The organism is Pseudarthrobacter sp. P1, from assembly GCF_050156935.1.
Taxonomy (GTDB): Bacteria; Actinomycetota; Actinomycetes; order Actinomycetales; family Micrococcaceae; genus Specibacter.
The window spans coordinates 2,416,088-2,434,131 of sequence record NZ_CP189584.1 but is presented as its reverse complement, the minus strand read 5'-3'; the positions used below and the strand labels follow the sequence as shown (position 1 = coordinate 2,434,131).

Here is an 18,044-nt window from a genome sequence, read left to right as displayed (position 1 = left end):
CGCTGCCGGAACGGGGCCGTGTGACGAAATATTGCTCTCGGTGACCCTTCATTGCGACCGCGCTGCGTCACACGGAGCCATCGACCTAACCTCGATTCATGACACAGACAGCTCTAGCCGGAGCAGCCACCGACACCACTGATGCGCACGGCGCAGCTCCGGCCCGACCCGCCCGCACCCGCCCGGCAGCGAAGCCGCACGGCCAGTGGAAGATCGACGGCACCGCCCCGCTGAACGCCAATGAGGCGTGGAAGCAGGATGACGGCGGCCTGAGCGTCCGTGAGCGGATCGAGAACATCTACTCCAAGCAGGGCTTCGACTCCATCGAGGGCACCGACCTGCACGGACGCTTCCGCTGGTGGGGCCTGTACACCCAGCGCAAGCAGGGCATCGACGGCGGCAAGACCGCCACCTTGGAGCCGCATGAGCTTGAGGACAAGTACTTCATGCTCCGCGTCCGGATCGACGGCGGCGCGCTCACCACCGAGCAGCTGCGCGTCATCGGCCAGCTCTCCACCGAATTCGGCCGCGACAGCGCTGACCTGACGGACCGCCAGAACGTCCAGCTGCACTGGGTGCGCGTGGAGGACGTTCCGGAGATTTGGAACCGCCTGGAGGCCGCCGGCCTGTCCACCACCGAGGCCTGCGGCGACGTGCCGCGCGTCATCCTCGGCAGCCCGGTGGCGGGCATTGCCAAGGACGAGATCATCGACCCCACCCCGCTGATCCACGAGCTCAGTGCCCGGTTCATCGGCGATCCCGAGCTGGCCAACCTGCCGCGCAAGTACAAGACGGCCATCACCGGCCACCCGTCCCAGGACGTGGTGCACGAGATCAACGACTTCGCCCTGGTGGGCGTGGTGCACCCCGAGCTGGGTGCCGGCTACGACCTCTGGGTGGGTGGCGGACTCTCCACCAACCCCCGGCTGGCCGAGCGCCTGGGCGTCTTTGTCTCCCCGGACATTGCCGCTGAGGTGTGGCTGGGCGTCACCAGCATCTTCCGCGACTACGGCTACCGCCGCATGCGCACCAAGGCCCGCCTGAAGTTCCTGCTCAACGACTGGGGAACGGCCAAGTTCCGCCAGATCCTCGAGGACGAGTACCTGGGCCACAAGCTGCCCGACGGCGATGCCGCCCCGAAGCCGACGTCTCCGGGTGACCACATCGGCGTGCACGAGCAGAAGGACGGCAAGTTCTTCATCGGCGTCGCACCGACAGTGGGGCGGGTCTCCGGCACCATCCTCTCCAAGCTGGCCGACACCCTGGAGGCGCACGGATCCTACCGGCTGCGCACCACGCCGCACCAGAAGCTGGTGATCCTGGATGTGCCCAAGGACGAGGTGGAACCGCTCATCGTGGCGATGGACGCGCTCGGCCTGAGCGCTCGCCCGTCGCTGTTCCGCCGCTCCACCATCGCCTGCACCGGCATCGAGTACTGCAAGCTGGCCATCGTGAACACCAAGGACACCGCGGCCCACGCCATCACCGAACTGGAGCGCCGGCTGGCGGACCTGGTGGACAGCGGCGAGCTCACACAGCCCATCGCGCTGAACATCAACGGCTGCCCCAACTCCTGCGCCCGCATCCAGACGGCGGACATCGGCCTCAAGGGCATGATGCTCCCGACCGACGACGGCGGCACGGCCCCCGGCTTCCAGGTCCACCTGGGCGGTGGCCTGGCCACCGACAACCGCGCCGAGGCAGGCCTGGGCCGCACCATCCGCGGCCTGAAGGTCACCGCCGCCGACCTGCCCGACTACGTCGAGCGCGTCATCCGCGTCTACATCGCCCACCGCGAATCCGGCGAGACCTTCGCCGAGTTCGCCCACCGCGCCGACGAAGGGCTGCTGCAATGAGTGCGGAGCTGAAAGCCGGGGCGGCAGCGCTGGCTCCAGCCCTCCAGCCGCCCCTCCGCACGCATGAGGAGCTCCAGGCCATCGCCGAGGCCGGTGCCGCCGAGCTCGGCTGGGACGCCACCGCGCAGGAAGTCATCGCCTGGGTGGCGCGCAACTTTGCCACCCCCGCCGTCGCCGTCGCCTGCTCCATGGCCGACGCCGTGCTGCCGGCCCTGGTGGCCGACCAGCTGCCCGGCGTCGACGTGCTGTTCCTGGAGACCGGCTACCACTTTCCGGAAACGCACGCCACGCGCAACGAGGTCGCGGCCAACCTGCGCGTGAACGTCGTCGACGTCCTGCCGGAGAACACCGTGGCCGAGCAGGATTCGCTGCTCGGCAAGGACCTCTTTGCCCGGGACCCCGCCCAGTGCTGTGCACTGCGCAAGGTGGGGCCGCTGAAGAAGTCGCTGTCCGGCTACGAGCTCTGGTTCACCGGCGTGCGCCGCGACGAGGCCCCCACCCGCACCAACACGCCGCTGGTGACATGGGATGCCAACAATGGCCTGGTCAAGGTCAATCCCGTGGCCACCTGGACGTTTGATGACCTGGTGGAGTACTCGGATGAGAACCTCCTGCCGGTGAATCCGCTGCTGGCCCAGGGCTACCCATCCATCGGATGTTTCCCCTGCACCAAGAAAGTCGCCCCTGGCGAAGATCCCCGTTCCGGCCGCTGGGCTGGCACCTCCAAGACAGAATGCGGACTTCACGTATGAGCACCCAAACAGAGATTCCGACGGCAGATCCGACCTTGAGCACTGACACGCGCCTGAACTCGCTGGACCTCCTCGAGTCCGAGGCCATCCACATCATCCGTGAGGTGGTGGCGGAATTTGAGCGCCCGGCGCTGCTGTTCTCCGGCGGCAAGGACTCGGTGGTCATGCTGCACCTGGCCACCAAGGCCTTCTGGCCCGGCAAGGTGCCGTTCCCGGTGCTGCATGTGGACACCGGGCACAACTTCCCGGAGGTCATCGACTTCCGCGACCGCACCGTGGAGCGCCTGGGCCTGAAGCTGGTGGTCGGCTCCGTGCAGGAGTTCATCGACCGCGGCGAGCTGGCCGAGCGTGCCGACGGCACCCGCAACCCGCTGCAGACGGTGCCGCTGCTGGACGCCATTGCCAAGAACAAGTTCGACGCCGTCTTCGGCGGCGGCCGCCGCGACGAGGACAAGGCCCGCGCCAAGGAGCGGATCCTGAGCCTGCGCGACGAATTCGGCCAGTGGGATCCGCGCAACCAGCGCCCCGAGCTGTGGAACCTGTACAACGGCCGCCACACGGTGGGCCAGCACGTGCGGGCATTCCCCATCAGCAACTGGACCGAGCTGGACGTATGGCGCTACATCGCCCGCGAGGGCATCGAGCTGCCCGGCCTGTACTACGCCCACGACCGCGAGGTCTATGCCCGTGACGGCATGTGGCGTGCGGTGGGCCCGGTCTCCGAGCCGCGCCCCGAGGAAACCGTCATCACCAAGACGGTCCGCTACCGGACCGTGGGCGACATGTCCTGCACCGGCGCCGTCGCCTCCGACGCCGCCACAGTGCACGACGTTGTCCGCGAGGTCGCAGCCTCCACCCTCACCGAACGTGGCGCCACCCGGGCCGATGACCGGATCTCCGAGGCCGCCATGGAAGACCGCAAGAAGGACGGCTACTTCTAATGAGCATTTCCAATTCCACTGTGGTCGAGACCTTCGAAGCCGATTTCAGTTCCTCCACCCTGTTCCGCTTTGCCACCGCCGGCTCCGTCGACGACGGCAAGTCCACCCTGGTGGGCCGCCTGCTGCACGATTCCAAGGCGATCCTGGCCGACACCCTCGACGCCGTCGCCCGCACCTCAGCGGACCGCGGCTTCGGCGGCGAGGGTGCCGAGGGCGTGCAGAAGATCGACCTGGCACTGCTGACCGACGGCCTGCGTGCCGAGCGCGAGCAGGGCATCACCATCGACGTCGCCTACCGCTACTTCGCCACGGACCGCCGCAGCTTCATCTTGGCGGACTGCCCCGGGCACGTGCAGTACACCAAGAACACGGTGACCGGCGCGTCCACGGCCGACGCCGTCGTCGTGCTCATCGACGCCCGCAAGGGGGTGCTGGAGCAGACCCGCCGGCACATGTCCGTGCTGCGCCTGCTGCGCGTCCCGCACGTGGTGGTGGCCGTGAACAAGATCGACCTGGTCGAGTTCAGCGAGGACATCTTCACCACCATCGCCGCCGATGTCCAGCGCGTGGGTGCCGAGCTGGGACTGACCGACGTTCTGGTGGTCCCGGTCTCCGCGCTGGAGGGCGACAACGTGGTGGACCGCTCCACCAACACGCCTTGGTACACCGGGCCCAGCCTGCTGGACATCCTGGAAACCCTGCCCTCCACCGACGACCTGGAGCGCGGGCTGGAGCCCTTCCGCTTCCCGGTGCAGCTGGTGGTCCGTCCGCAGGGGGCGCTGGCCCCCGAGCTGGCCGCCGCGGACGACGCCGGCGACTCCTTCCGCGACTACCGCGCCTATGCGGGCCAGGTGGCCTCCGGCTCCGTGGCCGTGGGCGACGCCATCACGGTGCTGCCCTCGGGGCGGACCACCACAGTGGCGGGCATCGATTTTGCCGGCGTGGAGCTGGAGAAGGCGGTGGCGCCGCAGTCCGTCTCGCTGCGCCTGGCCGATGAGATCGACATTGCCCGCGGGGACCTGATCGCGGCCTCCGGCACGTTCGCCGAGGCCACCCAGGACCTGTATGCGGAGCTGTGCTGGCTCTCGCCCAAGCCGCTGCGCGAAGGGTCCAAGGTGCTGATCAAGCACGGCAGCCGCACGGTGCAGGGCCTGATCCGGGCCGTGTCCGGCAAGCTGGACCTGGACACCTTCCGCGAGGAACCGGCGTCGGGCCTGGACCTGAACGACATCGGCTCCGCGCAGATCCGGCTGGCCTCCCCGCTGCCGGTGGAGAACTACGCCGGACACCGCCGCACGGGTGCGTTCCTGGTCATCGACCCGCAGGACGGCAACACGCTGGCCGCGGGCCTGGTCAAAGACCACCCCGGCGACCACGAAGACGAGCGCTACGTCATCTAGCGCTCTTTGGGACCGCTCTAACGGGCACTGCCACCGTCGACCTTTGCGTTTTCCCGGCCGGCGCCGACGCGGGATCCCGTCCGGGACGCAGAAGTGGTCGCGTCCCAGAAGGGAAACGGCATCCCAAATGCAGTTGTGCGTCCTGGCTGGACGCTAGCGGAATGGCTCAGCCGGCGCTCTCTCGGAGCACGACTTCGCCGTCCACCCGGATTGGACCTTGCGGGTCCTCGGCCAGGGCGAGTTCCGCGGCCAGACGGCCGATCTGCTCCAGCGGCAGCCGGTAGGTGGTCAGCGAGGGGGAGTGGTCGCGCAGTGTGGGGATGTCGTCAAAACCGGCAATCTGCACGTCCTGGGGAACCCGCAGGCCCAGGCTGCGCATGGCCGTCATGGCGCCCAGTGCCATGACGTCGTTGGCGGCCAGCAGGCACAGTGGCGCCGATTCCGGCCCAGCCCCCTGTTCCAGCAGCCCGCGGCATTCCAGGGCGGTGTCGTACCCGCCCTCCCGGGTGAAGGTGCCCTCGACGACGGCGATTGGGGCCAGCTGCGCGGCGGCCAGGGCGCGGGCAAACCCCGATGCTCGCTGGCGGGCCGTGGTGAGCGTGCCCGGGCCGGCCAGGATGGCGAAACGCGTGGTGCCCCGCGCGATGAGTGCACTGGCCAGCTCGAAGGCCCCGGCCTCGTTGGCGAGGTCCAGATGCTGCGCGCCGGGCACGTCCGTGGCGCCCAGGGTGACCACGCGCCCACCGCCGGCGATGTAGCCGGCCAGCAGTGCGGCCAGGGCCGGATCCGCCGTTTCGCTGCGGGATCCCGCCAGGATGATGGCATCCGTGCGGTATGAGATGAAGGCCGTCACGGCGTCGAGCTCCGCCCCGGGGCTGTGGTCCGAACTGGCCAACAGCACCTGGCGGCCGCGTTCCCCGGCGGCCAACTGCACGCCACGGGCCACGGTGGAAAAATACGGGTCGGCGATGTCGTGCACCACCAGGCCCATCAGGCGGGTGGCGGAGCGGGCCAGCGCCTGGGCCTGGGCGTTGGCCACATAGCCCAGCTCCACGGCGGCGGCCTTGACGCGGTCGGCAATGCCGGCGGCGGGGGTGCGGTCCGAGCCATTGAGCACCCGTGAGGCGGTGGCCAGGGACACTCCGGCCCGGCGGGCCACTTCGCTGAGGGTGACGGCCACTTCGGGCTCCTTTGCTGGCGGAAACTGCTGGCGGGACGGACGTGCAGTGCACGGCCATTGCACCATTCTTGACACGGGTTCGTGAAATGGCATTGACGGCGGCGGTGGTTTCAGTCTACCGTGGAAAGCGCTTTCCGATTTGCATACAACCTCCAAGGAGAACCCATGACTGAGCAAACTTCGCCGCGGCCCACAGTGCTCCGCATTGCCATGAACGGCATCACGGGACGGATGGGATACCGCCAGCACCTGCTGCGCTCCATCCTGCCGCTGCGCGATTCCGGCCTGATCCTGGAGGACGGCACCAAGATCGCCATCGAGCCGATCCTGGTGGGCCGCAATGAGGAGAAGGTCCGCGAGCTGGCCAAGCTGCACAATGTGGACGAGTGGTCCACCGATCTGGACGCCGTCATCAACGACCCGTCCGTGGACGTCGTCTTTGACGCCTCCATGACCAGCCTGCGCGCCGCCACCCTGAAGAAGGCCATGGCCGCCGGCAAGCACATCTACACCGAAAAGCCCACGGCGGAGACGCTGGAGGAGGCCATCGAGCTGGCCCGCATCGGCCGCGATGCCGGCGTCACCGCCGGCGTGGTGCACGACAAGCTCTACCTGCCCGGTCTGGTGAAGCTGCGCCGCCTGGTGGACGAGGGCTTCTTCGGCCGCATCCTCTCCATCCGCGGCGAGTTTGGCTACTGGGTGTTCGAGGGCGACATCCAGCCCGCCCAGCGCCCGTCCTGGAACTACCGCAAGGAAGATGGCGGCGGCATGACCACCGACATGTTCTGCCACTGGAACTACGTGCTTGAGGGCATCATCGGCCGGGTTTTGACCGTCAACGCCAAGACCGCCACCCACATCCCGGCCCGCTGGGACGAGGCCGGCAACGAGTACAAGGCCACGGCCGACGACGCCTCCTACGGCATCTTCGACCTTGAGACCCCCGCCGGCGACGCCGTGGTGGGCCAGATCAACTCCTCCTGGGCCGTGCGCGTGTACCGCGACGAGCTGGTGGAGTTCCAGGTGGACGGCACGCACGGTTCCGCCGTCGCCGGCCTGCGCAAGTGCGTCTCGCAGCAGCGCGGCAACACGCCCAAGCCGGTCTGGAACCCGGACCTGCCCGTCACGGAGTCCTTCCGCGAGCAGTGGGCCGAGGTCCCCGCCAATGCCGAGCTGGACAATGGCTTCAAGCTGCAGTGGGAAGAGTTCCTGCGCGATGTCGTAGCCGGCCGCGAGCACCGCTTTGGCCTGCTCTCCGCCGCCCGCGGCGTGCAGCTGGCCGAGCTGGGCCTGCAGTCCTCCGCCGAGCGCCGCACCCTGGACATCCCGGAGATCGCGCTGTGACAACCCAACTGGAAGCACAGACAGACACCGCCACGACGGCAGTCGACGCCACCACCCGGCCCAGCGTCCTGCTGCCGGCCGGCACGGACGCCGCCGGCGCCGTCGTGCTTGAAGAATTGGTGCTGAACCGGCCCGGCCCGTGGACCAAGCCGGATGCGCTGATCACCTCCCGCAAGGTGTACGCCGCCGCCCATGTGGCCCCGAAGGTGCTGGGCCGCAACACCCCCGGCGCCCCGGCGGACATCGACTGGGACGCCACGCTGGCCTTCCGGCACGAGCTGTGGAGCTGGGGCGTGGGCATCGCCGACGCCATGGACACCGCCCAGCGCGGCATGGGCCTGGACTGGCCTGCCACCCAGCAGCTCATCCGCCGCAGCGCCGCCGAGGCCGCGGGGATTGCCACGGAAGAGCGCACGCTCCGCGACCTGTTGGCCTGTGGTGCGGGCACGGACCAGCTGGATCCGGCCGCCGTCGAACCCGGAACCGCCGGGCTTCAGGCCGTGCTGGCCGCCTACCGCGAGCAGATCGCCGTGGTGGAGGAATCCGGCGCCAAGGTGATCCTGATGGCCTCCCGTGCCCTGGCCCGCGTGGCCACCGGCCCGGCCGACTATCTGCACGTGTACTCCACGCTGCTGGCCGAGGTCCGCGAACCGGTGGTGCTGCACTGGCTGGGCACCATGTTTGACCCGGCGCTGGACGGCTACTGGGGGAGCGCCGACGTCGACGCGGCCACCGAGATCTTCCTGGCGCTCATTGCGGCGCACACGGACAAGGTGGACGGGGTGAAGGTGTCCCTGCTGGATGCCGCCCACGAGGTCCGGCTGCGCGCCGCGCTGCCGGCCGGGGTGCGCCTCTACACCGGTGACGACTTCAACTACCCGGAGCTGATCGACGGCGACGGCATGCGCCACTCGGATGCCCTGCTGGGCATCTTCGCGGCCATCGCACCCGCCGCCTCCACCGCGCTGCAGGCCTACGACGCCGGCGACCCCGTGCGGGCCCGTGCCATCCTGGACTCCACCCGGGACCTGGGGCTGCACATCTTCGAGGCGCCCACGTACTACTACAAGACGGGCATCGCCTTCCTGGCCTGGCTCAACGGCTTCCAGCCCGGCTTTGCCATGGTCGGGGGACTGCACTCCGGGCGGAGCGTGGCCCACCTGGTCCAGCTGTTCCGGCTGGCCGACGGCGCCGGGCTCCTGCTGGAACCGGCCCTTGCCGCCGAGCGGATGGCCACCTATCTGGCCGGCGCCGGCATCAACGGCACCAACGGAAACGCGGCATCCCTGTGAGCGCGGTGTTCGACCGGCTCTCGCTGAACACGGCCACCATCAAGAAGGCCTCGCTGGCCGAGGCGCTGGAGCTGTGCCGGGCCGCGGGCCTGGGCCACATCGGACTCTGGCGGGACAAGGTGGCCGAGGTGGGCCTGGACCGCGCGGTGGAGATGGTGGAGGCCTCCGGCCTGTCCGTGTCCAGCCTGTGCCGCGGCGGCTTCCTGACGGCGGCGGACCCGGCCGGTGCGGCTGCGGCGCTGGCCGACAACCGGGCGGCCATCCTGGAGGCCAAGGCGCTGGGCACTACGGAGCTGATCATGGTGGTGGGCGGCCTGCCCGCCTTCAGCGTGGCTCCGGGCGCCGTCGACGGCGGAACGGCGGCCGCCCCGGCCGCCGGCGGCAAGGACCTGCTGGCCGCCCGCGCCAATGTGGCCGACCGGCTGGCCGAGCTGGTGCCCTTCGCCCTGGAACACGGGGTGCGCCTGGTGATCGAGCCGCTGCACCCGATGTACGCCGCGGACCGCGCCGTCGTCTCCACCCTGGGCCAGGCCCTGGATCTGGCCGCTCCCCACCCGGTGGAGGCCGTCGGCGTCGTCGTCGACACCTTCCACGTCTGGTGGGACCCGGCGCTGGAGGAGCAGATTGCCCGCGCCGGGCGCGAGGGGCGCATTGCCTCCTACCAGGTGTGCGATTTCAACCTGCCCATCGCCGCCGATGCCCTGCTCTCCCGCGGGTTCATGGGCGACGGCGTGATCGACTTTGCGCCGATCGGCGAGTGGGTGTCGGCGGCCGGCTACGACGGCGTGGTGGAGGTGGAGATCTTCAACCAGGAGATCTGGGACGCCCTGGCATCGCACGTGGTCGAGACGGTCAAGGAGCGTTGGGTCGCCGTGGTGGCGCCGTCGCTTAGTCTGGGGGCAGTGCCGGTCCCGTAGCGGCTCCGGCACGGTGCTCCACCGCAATGGCAAGGCAGCAGCAAGCAGTGGACATGATGGCCTTCCGGGGCCGAAGGAGGCACGATGGCAGCGCTGAACATCGCCCTGGCGATGGCCCAGGACGTGGCGGAGCGGATGTTCCCCGCGGAGCGCCTGGCCGCCCTCGGCCCGGAGCTGGTGCTGCTCTCGCCGCGGCCGCTGGTGGACTTCGCGTCCCCTCAGGCCGCGGCGGTCCTTGCCCGGACGGATGCCCTGGTCACCGGCTGGGGCTGCCCGCCGCTCACCGCCCAGGTGCTGGCGCTGGCCCCGAACCTGCGCTTCGTGCTGCATGCCGCCGGCTCGGTGAGGGCGCATGTGGGCGACGCCGTCTGGGACAGGGGCATCAGGGTCAGCACGGCGGCGGCCGCCAATGCCATCCCGGTGGCGGAGTACACACTGGCCATGATCCTGCTGGCCAACAAGAAGGTCCTGCAGCTGGCGGCGGCACTGAAAAGCACGCGCAACGTGGTGCCATTGGACGAGCTCTACCCCTCGATGGGCAACTACGGGCAGCGGATCGGGGTGGTGGGCGCGTCGAAGATCGGCCGGGCCGTGATTGGGCTGCTGAAGCCCTTTGCCTTTGACGTGGTGGTCTTTGATCCGTTCCTGTCCGGGGCCGACGCCGCGGAGCTGGAGGTGACCGCCGTCGGGCTTGATGAGCTGCTGTCCACTTCCGACATCGTCTCGCTCCATGCCCCCGATCTGCCCGAAACCCGGCACCTCATCGATGCCCGCGGGCTGTCGCTGCTGCGGCCCGGCGCGACATTCATCAACACCTCCCGCGGCGCCCTGGTGGACCAGGACGCGCTGGTGCGCCGGATCCAGCGGGGGGACCTCTACGCCGTCCTGGATGTGACCACTCCGGAGCTGCTGGACCCGGACCATCCCTTCTACGACCACCCCAATGTGCTGCTGACACCGCATGTGGCAGGCTCGCTGGGGGTGGAGCTGGCCCGGCTGGCGGACACGGCGCTGGCTGAGGCAGGACGCGCCGCCCGCGGCGAGGAACTGCTGTACGGATTGAACGAGAACGCATTGGGAAGGACCGCCTGATGGCGAAGCTTGCATTTTCCACCCTGGGCTGCCCGGGGGCCTCGCTGGCCGAGGTGCTCGACCTGGCCGCCACGCATGGTGCCACGGGCCTGGAGCTGCGCTCGGGCGAGGGCCAGCTGGTGCGCACCGGGATGCCAGCCGATGAGCGGGCTTTGCTGCGTGCCGCGCTGGCTGAGGCCGGGCTGGTGGTGCTCGGCGTGGCCTCCTATGTGCGCATCGGCGATCCCTCGGTGGACGACGCCGAGGTGCTGGCGGCGCTGGCGGCGGAACTGGCGCTGGCCCGGGACCTGGGCGCCGGCGGCGTGCGGGTGTTCCCCGGGGCGGGTGCGCCCGCGGAGGGCATGGACATTGCCGTGCACCGGGCTGCCGCGGACGAGCGGATGGTCCGCCGGCTGGCCGCCGCGGCCCGGTCCCTGCGGTCCGGCGCCGGTGCCGGGACCGGTTCCGGGACCCCGGCGATCCTGCTGGAAACCCACGACTCGCATCCGCGGGGCGCGGACCTGGCGCGGGTGCTGGCCGCCCTGGATGCCGTCGAGCCCGGACATGGCGTGCGGGCCATCTGGGACATGGTGCATCCGGCCCGCGCGGGGGAGGCCCCGGCGGACACGCTGGCGGCCCTGGACCCCTGGCTGGCCTACGCCCAGATCAAGGACGCCACCGCCGCCGGGCATCCGGAGCTGGTGGGGGAGGGTGACATGCCCGTCGCGGAGATCGCCGCCCTGCTGGCCGCCCGCGACGGCGCCGACGGCTGGCTGTCGCTGGAATGGGAGAAGGCCTGGCACCCCGACATCCCCGATCTGGACACTGCCCTCGCCGGGCTCAAGGACTGGTTCGCCGCGCGCTGACGAGCGTGGGATGTGCAGCCCGGGATTTTTGCAGGCGAACGTCAAGGGGCCCGAGGCCGCTTGCCGTCTGGTGCCCCAGTCGCCGGAAAATCCCGGGTGGAACATCCCATCCATGCCGCCGGGAATGTGACGCCGGATGACCCTGCGTGACCTGGCGTTTCCCCGCCATTGAAGGCCCGCTGGGCATTCCCTACCGTTGAGGAATGACCACCACCGAACTGCGTCCACGGACCGCCCTGCCCGCACCCCGGCAGCCCCGCTCCGGCCTGCGAATGCGGCGATGTCGCCCGGCGTAACCACGCCCGCCACCATCACCTTCCGCAGAGCCTAGGAGCAGTTCGCATGTCATCCACCCCAGATTCATCAAGCACAGACCCGCAGCGCCAGAAGAAACCCACCACCACTCGCATCGTGGCCGGTGAAAAGCCCAAGAACCGCCGCCGCGCCCTGGAGATCTCATTGGTCGCCGGGTTGGTCGTCCTCATCGGTGCCGGTGCCGCCGTCGCCTCCGTGACGCTGGGCAACCAGAACAAGCCGGCCGCCGCGCCCACGACCGCAGCGGGCCCGGCCACGGACCTCAAGCTGGGCTACTTCGGCAATGTCACCCACGCCCCGGCGCTCGTTGGCCTGCAGGAGGGGTTCTTCCAGAAGGAGCTGGGCGCCACCAAGCTCAGCACGCAGGTCTTCAACGCCGGCCCCGCAGCCATCGAGGCGCTCAATGCCGGTGCCATCGACGCCGCCTACCTCGGCCCGAACCCGGCCATCAACTCCTTCGTCAAGAGCAAGGGCGAGTCCATCCGGATCATTGCCGGCGCTGCCTCCGGCGGCGCCCAGCTGGTGGTCAAGCCCTCCATTGCCTCGGCCGCAGACCTCAAGGGCAAGGTGCTGGCCAGCCCGCAGCTGGGCGGCACGCAGGATGTTGCCCTGCGCTCCTGGCTGGCATCGCAGGGCCTGAAGACCATGCCCGACGGCGGCGGCGACGTGACCATCAACCCGACGGAAAACGCCCAGACCCTGAAGTTGTTCCAGGACGGCAAGCTGGACGGCGCCTGGCTGCCCGAGCCCTGGGCATCGCGACTGGTGCTGCAGGCCGGTGCCAAGGTGCTGGTCGATGAGAAGGACCTCTGGGACAAGGGCCAGTTCACCACCACCATCCTGATCGTGAACACCTCCTACCTGCAGGCGCACCCGGACGCCGTCAAGGAACTGCTCAAGGGCCATGTCGAGTCGGTCCAGTGGATCAACGACAACAAGGACAAGGCCCCAGACGTCATCAATGCTGGCCTCAAGGAAGCTGCGGGGGCCACCCTGCCCACCGACGTGCTGGCACGTTCGCTGGGCTCCCTGGCCTTCACGGCCGATCCGCTGGCGTCCACGTACAAGGAACTGCTGGACCACGGCGTCACCGCCGGGGTCACCAAGCAGGCCGACATCAACGGCATCTTTGACCTCGCTCCGCTGAATGCGGTGCTCAAGGGCGCCGGCAAGAGCGCGGTTCCAGCCGCAGGATTGGGAACAGAATGAGTACGACGGCGGCTTCCGTGGGGGAACATGTGGCGGCACCATCCGCCGAATCCCCCCTGGACGACGGGCAGCAGGCCAGCGGCCAGCAGCCCCCGGCATCTGGTCGGCCGGAACGGGAGACCGCCGTCGTGCTGGAAAACCTGGGCAAGCGCTTTGCCGCCGGAGCCCCGGTGCTTGATGACGTCAACGCCACCATTGGCCAGGGCGAGTTTGTGGCCCTGCTGGGGGCCTCGGGCTGCGGAAAGTCCACGCTGCTGAACATCATTGCCGGCCTCGAGCCGCCCAGCACCGGCGCGCTCGAGGTGCCCAGCGAGGGTGCGGCGTTCATGTTCCAGGACTCGGCGCTGTTCCCGTGGATCTCCGCGCGGGGCAACGTTGAGCTGGCACTGAAGCTGCGCGGCGTGGGCAAGGCCGAACGCCGCGCCCGGGCCATGGAACTGCTGGAGCTGGTCCATCTGGGCGAGGCCGCGGACAAGCGTCCGCACGAGCTCTCCGGCGGCATGCGCCAGCGCGTGTCGCTGGCCCGGGCGCTGGCCCAGGACCGTCCGCTGCTGCTGATGGACGAGCCCTTTGCCGCGCTGGACGCCATCACCCGGGACCTGCTGCACGACGAGCTGGAGCGGATCTGGAAGGAAACCGGCCGCACCATCATCTTTGTCACGCACAATGTGCGCGAGGCGGTGCGGCTGGGCCAACGGGTCCTGCTGCTCTCCTCCCGCCCCGGCCGCGTGGTGGCCCAGTGGGAAGTCTCCGAGGAGCACCGCACCAATGCCGGCAAGGCCGGCGAACTGACAGGGGCCATCACGTCCCGCCTGCGCGAGGAGATCCGCCGACATGCCTGAGACCATTACCGCCCCGGTGCTCAAACAGGGGACACCTGACGAATTCCGCCAACTCGAGGCCGGGCTGGACTCGCTGCAGTCCGAGGCCCAAACCAAGCACGGCATCGACTGGACCCGCGTCCTGCTGCCGCTGGCGGCCTTTCTGGTGCTCCTGGTTGGCTGGCAGGTCTATGTCTCCCTCGGCTTCCGGCGCCGCGACATCGTCCCGGGACCGCTGGATGTCCTGGGCTCGCTCGGCACGCTCTGGGGCGAGGGGTCGGTCCAGCAGGCCATCTGGACCTCATTGCAGCGCGGCGTGGTGGGTTTTGCCATCAGCGTCGCGGTGGCCACCCCGCTGGGGCTGTTGCTGGCGCAGGTCAAGCTCCTGCGCCGGGCATTTGGGCCGCTGATCTCCGGGCTCCAGGTGCTGCCTTCAGTGGCCTGGGTGCCCGCCGCCATTCTGTGGTTCGGGCTCACCGACGGCACCGTCTACTTTGTGGTGCTCATGGGGGCCATCCCCTCCATTGTCAATGGCCTGATTGCCGGCGTGGACCAGATCCCGCCGCAGTACCGCCGGGTTGGGCATGTGCTGGGAGCCTCGCGCCTGCAGATGGCGCTGCAGGTGGTGCTGCCGGCCGCGCTGCCCGGCTACGTCTCCGGACTGAAGCAGGGCTGGGCCTTCTCCTGGCGCTCGCTGATGGCCGCGGAAATCATTACCGTCGGCGGCAGCATGGGCTTTGGCCTGGGCTCGCTGCTGGACCAGGGCCGCACCCTGTCCGACATGGGCACGGTGTTCTCGGCCATCCTGCTGATCCTGGCGGTGGGCATCGTGGTGGAACTGCTGGTGTTCGCGCCCGTCGAAAAGCGGCTGCTGCGCGGCCGCGGCCTGCTCTCGGGCAGCACCCGCTAGCGCCAAGTTGGCTCCCCAACCTCGCTTCGCTCCTTTGGGGCCCCTCGCCAACTAGGCTGGCGCCGGGGGTGCGAATGTGTCCTCCCGTGACTCTGCGTTAACGGGTGTTTCGGAGCCATTGATCCCTTTATTACGCCTTCTCTAAGGTCTACTCATGGCACATGTCGATATTTACCCCACCTCGCTGCGGCTCCTCGGCCGCGCCGTCCTGGTGGTGGGCGGCGGCGAACACGCCGCGCGCCGGGCCAAGGGCCTGCTGGACGCCGGCGCCCTGGTCACGGTGGTGGCCCCGGCGCTCTCGGCGCCGCTGGCCGCACTGCACGTGGCCGGGCTGCTCTCCTGGGAACCCCGCCCCTACCGTTCCTCCGACGTCGACGGCGTCTGGTTTGTCCACGCCGCCACCGGGCACCGGTCCGTGGACGCGCAGGTGGCCGCCGACGCCGAGGCCGCGCGCCTGTGGTGCGTCAATGCCTCCGACACCGCAGCCTCCTCCGCCTGGATGCCCGCCGTGGCCGTGGTGGATGACGTCAAGATTGCCGTCAACGCCGGCGGCGATTCCCGCCGCGCGCAGGCCCTGCGCAACGCCGTCGCCACCGCTTTGGAGAGCGGCAGCCTCCCGCTGCGCCGCAGCCGCCGTGACCCGCTGGTCGAGCTTGGGGCCACGGCCGCGAGGGACCCGCTGGTCGAGCTTGTCGAGACCCGGGAGCGGCTGGGGAGCGAGACCCCTGCCCCCCTGCCCGCAGCCGGTTCCGTGGCCCTGGTGGGCGGCGGACCCGGCGACGCCGGGCTGATCACCGTCCGCGGCCGCCGCCTGCTGGCCGAGGCCGACGTCGTCGTCGTGGACCGGCTGGGCCCGCGCTCCCTGCTGGCCGAGCTGGACGAGGACGTGCGCATCATCGAGGTCGGCAAGACCCCCGGCCACCACCCGGTGCCGCAGGAGGAGATCAACCAGATTCTGGTCCGCGAGGCCCAGGCCGGCCACCGCGTGGTCCGGCTCAAGGGCGGGGACCCCTACATCCTGGGCCGCGGCGGCGAGGAGGCCATCCACTGCCGCGAGCACGGAGTGGAGGTGGAGGTGGTGCCGGGCGTGACCAGTGCCGTCTCCGTGCCCGCCGCCGCCGGCATCCCGCTGACCCACCGCGGGCTGGCCAAAGCCTTCACCCTGATCAGCGGCCACGAGGACCTGGACCAGGTCCCCGCCGGCAGCGACCACACGGTGGTGATCCTTATGGGCATCGGCACGCTGAACCAGTCGGTGAAGACGCTGGCCGCGGCCGGTCGTGGAGTCGATTGCCCGGTGGCCATTATCGAGAACGGCTACGCCCCCAACCAGCGCGTCACCATCGGCACGCTGGGCACCATCGCCGCCCAGGCGGCGGCCGTCCGCGTCGCCAACCCGGCCGTCGTCGTCGTCGGCGACGTGGTCCGGGTCAGCCCGCTGGCCCCGCCCGAACTGGCCACCGGCCACTACGGCACCAAACCCAAGACCCTGACCCACCCCTGACCCAACCAGGTGACAGGTATCGCACGTTCGGACCCCCGGAATGCGACATAACTGTCACCCAGTTGGAACCCACCCACAGAAACGAGCACAGCCGTGTCACCGAAGACCCCCGCAACCGCTGAAATTGGCACCGAGGACCGCCCGCTGCGCGTGGCCGTGATCGGCTCCGGCCCCGCCGGCGTGTACGCCGCCGACATCCTGACCAAGTCCGAGGAGGTGCGCAATGGCCTGGTGGTCAGCATCGACCTCTTTGACCGCTACCCGGCCCCGTACGGCCTGATCCGCTACGGTGTGGCCCCGGACCACCCGCGCATCAAGGGCATAGTGAACGCCCTGCACAAGGTGCTGGACCGCGGCGACATCCGCTTCTTCGGCAACGTGGACTACGGCACCGACCTGTCCCTGGAGGACCTGCAGTCGCACTACGACGCCGTCATCTTCGCCACCGGCGCCATCAAGGATGCGGACCTGAACATCCCGGGCATCGAGCTGGACGGCTCCTACGGCGGCGCGGACTTCGTCTCCTGGTACGACGGGCACCCGGACGTTTCGCGCGAGTGGCCGCTGGAGGCCAAGGAGATTGCGGTGCTCGGCAACGGCAACGTGGCCCTGGACGTGGCCCGCGTGCTCTCCAAGCATGCCGATGACCTGCTGGTCACCGAGATTCCGGACAACGTCTACGCCGGGTTGAAGGCTTCCCCCGTCACCGACGTGCACGTCTTTGGCCGCCGCGGCCCGGCCCAGGTGAAGTTCACCCCGCTGGAGCTGCGCGAGCTGAGCCACTCCAAGGATGTGGACATCGTGCTGTACCCGGAGGACTTCGAGTTCGATGCTGCCTCGGACGAGGCGATCCGGACCAACAACCAGGTCAAGACCATGGTCAACACGCTGACCAACTGGCTGGTGGAGCAGGACGACAAGCCGCTCACCGCGAGCCGCCGCCTGCACCTGCACTTCCTGCACAACCCGGTGGAGGTCACCGGAGCCGACGGCAAGGTCGCCGGCATCCAGTTCGAGCGCACCGAGCTGGACGGCACCGGCAACGCCCGCGGCACCGGCGAGTTTGTGGACTACCCGGTCCAGGCCGTCTACCGCTCGATCGGCTACTTCGGCTCGACGCTGCCGGACGTGGAGTTCGACCACCAGCGCGGTGTGGTGGTGAACGACGGCGGGCGCGTGCTGGACGCCGACGGCACCCACGTGCCCGGCCTGTACTCCACCGGCTGGATCAAGCGCGGACCGGTGGGCCTGATCGGCCACACCAAGGGTGATGCCCTGGAGACCATCACGCACCTGCTCACGGACCGCACCGGGCTGCCCGCCGCCGCCCGCCCGGAGGCTGCCGCGATCGTGGAGCTGCTGGATGCGCGCGGCGTTGAGCACACGAGCTGGGAGGGCTGGATCGAGCTGGACGCCCACGAGAAAGCCCTCGGCGAGGCCTGGACGGCCGGGCACGACGGCGCCGTGGTGCGCGAGCGCGTGAAGGTGGTGCCCCGCCAGGACATGGTGGAGGTCTCCCGCGGCGCCGCAGCAGTGGTCTGATACAGGAACGCAAAGCACAAGGGCTGTCCATCCCGTATGGGATGGACAGCCCTTGTGCGTGCCCTGCCGTCAGCGGTGCCGTCAGCGGACGGCCACGATGACCTCGATCTCCACCGGCGCCCCC

Annotated in this window: 15 protein-coding genes; 14 read left to right on the top strand and 1 reads right to left on the bottom strand. The window is 69.6% G+C overall.

Annotated features, from left to right (window positions below):
- Positions 1 to 98: 98 nt before the first annotated feature.
- From ACQCSX_RS11475 to ACQCSX_RS11460, 4 genes are read left to right on the top strand one after another with little or no spacing between them, the layout of a single operon-like run.
- Positions 99 to 1,856, top strand: a complete 1,758-nt coding sequence (locus tag ACQCSX_RS11475) for a nitrite/sulfite reductase (RefSeq protein WP_427015451.1) — start codon at positions 99 to 101, stop codon at positions 1,854 to 1,856.
- Complete coding sequence (locus tag ACQCSX_RS11470) at positions 1,853 to 2,608, top strand: phosphoadenylyl-sulfate reductase (protein ID WP_427015450.1); 756 nt, start codon at positions 1,853 to 1,855, stop codon at positions 2,606 to 2,608. The genes ACQCSX_RS11475 and ACQCSX_RS11470 overlap by 4 nt, the downstream gene beginning before the upstream one ends.
- Positions 2,605 to 3,549 carry a sulfate adenylyltransferase subunit CysD gene (cysD, locus tag ACQCSX_RS11465; RefSeq protein WP_427015449.1) on the top strand — a complete coding sequence of 315 codons (945 nt, stop codon included), beginning with the start codon at positions 2,605 to 2,607 and terminating at the stop codon, positions 3,547 to 3,549. The genes ACQCSX_RS11470 and cysD overlap by 4 nt, the downstream gene beginning before the upstream one ends.
- Entirely contained in the window at positions 3,549 to 4,949 is a 1,401-nt protein-coding gene (locus tag ACQCSX_RS11460) for a sulfate adenylyltransferase subunit 1 (protein ID WP_427015448.1), read from the top strand. Before cysD ends, ACQCSX_RS11460 begins: the two co-directional genes overlap by 1 nt.
- A gap of 166 nt (positions 4,950 to 5,115) precedes the next feature.
- Here ACQCSX_RS11460 and ACQCSX_RS11455 read toward each other — a convergent pair whose 3' ends face one another.
- The gene (locus ACQCSX_RS11455; protein ID WP_427015447.1) at positions 5,116 to 6,129 is read right to left on the bottom strand and encodes a LacI family DNA-binding transcriptional regulator; all 1,014 of its coding nucleotides are present in this window, start codon (positions 6,127 to 6,129) and stop codon (positions 5,116 to 5,118) included.
- Between the two features lie 165 nt (positions 6,130 to 6,294).
- Between ACQCSX_RS11455 and ACQCSX_RS11450 the strand changes: the two genes are divergently transcribed.
- The 10 genes from ACQCSX_RS11450 (at position 6,295) to ACQCSX_RS11405 (ending at position 17,920) form a co-directional block, all read left to right on the top strand.
- Positions 6,295 to 7,473: a Gfo/Idh/MocA family protein gene (locus ACQCSX_RS11450; protein ID WP_427015446.1), complete on the top strand. Its 1,179-nt coding sequence runs from the start codon at positions 6,295 to 6,297 to the stop codon at positions 7,471 to 7,473.
- A gap of 71 nt (positions 7,474 to 7,544) precedes the next feature.
- Positions 7,545 to 8,765 carry a dihydrodipicolinate synthase family protein gene (locus ACQCSX_RS11445; RefSeq protein WP_427019032.1) on the top strand — a complete coding sequence of 407 codons (1,221 nt, stop codon included), beginning with the start codon at positions 7,545 to 7,547 and terminating at the stop codon, positions 8,763 to 8,765.
- Positions 8,762 to 9,682, top strand: coding sequence for a sugar phosphate isomerase/epimerase family protein (locus ACQCSX_RS11440; protein WP_427015445.1), 921 nt, complete (start codon positions 8,762 to 8,764; stop codon positions 9,680 to 9,682). Before ACQCSX_RS11445 ends, ACQCSX_RS11440 begins: the two co-directional genes overlap by 4 nt.
- Before the next feature lie 84 nt (positions 9,683 to 9,766).
- Entirely contained in the window at positions 9,767 to 10,774 is a 1,008-nt protein-coding gene (locus tag ACQCSX_RS11435) for a hydroxyacid dehydrogenase (protein WP_427015444.1), read from the top strand.
- Positions 10,774 to 11,619 carry a sugar phosphate isomerase/epimerase family protein gene (locus ACQCSX_RS11430; RefSeq protein ID WP_427015443.1) on the top strand — a complete coding sequence of 282 codons (846 nt, stop codon included), beginning with the start codon at positions 10,774 to 10,776 and terminating at the stop codon, positions 11,617 to 11,619. Before ACQCSX_RS11435 ends, ACQCSX_RS11430 begins: the two co-directional genes overlap by 1 nt.
- Positions 11,620 to 11,961: 342 nt before the next feature.
- Positions 11,962 to 13,143, top strand: coding sequence for an ABC transporter substrate-binding protein (locus ACQCSX_RS11425; RefSeq protein WP_427015442.1), 1,182 nt, complete (start codon positions 11,962 to 11,964; stop codon positions 13,141 to 13,143).
- Positions 13,140 to 13,985, top strand: a complete 846-nt coding sequence (locus ACQCSX_RS11420; RefSeq protein WP_427015441.1) for an ABC transporter ATP-binding protein — start codon at positions 13,140 to 13,142, stop codon at positions 13,983 to 13,985. The genes ACQCSX_RS11425 and ACQCSX_RS11420 overlap by 4 nt, the downstream gene beginning before the upstream one ends.
- The gene (locus ACQCSX_RS11415; RefSeq protein ID WP_427015440.1) at positions 13,978 to 14,874 is read left to right on the top strand and encodes an ABC transporter permease; all 897 of its coding nucleotides are present in this window, start codon (positions 13,978 to 13,980) and stop codon (positions 14,872 to 14,874) included. Before ACQCSX_RS11420 ends, ACQCSX_RS11415 begins: the two co-directional genes overlap by 8 nt.
- Before the next feature lie 154 nt (positions 14,875 to 15,028).
- Positions 15,029 to 16,378, top strand: coding sequence for a uroporphyrinogen-III C-methyltransferase (gene cobA / locus ACQCSX_RS11410; RefSeq protein ID WP_427015439.1), 1,350 nt, complete (start codon positions 15,029 to 15,031; stop codon positions 16,376 to 16,378).
- Positions 16,379 to 16,471: 93 nt separating this feature from the next.
- Positions 16,472 to 17,920, top strand: a complete 1,449-nt coding sequence (locus ACQCSX_RS11405) for an FAD-dependent oxidoreductase (protein WP_427015438.1) — start codon at positions 16,472 to 16,474, stop codon at positions 17,918 to 17,920.
- The last annotated feature ends 124 nt before the right edge of the window (positions 17,921 to 18,044 follow it).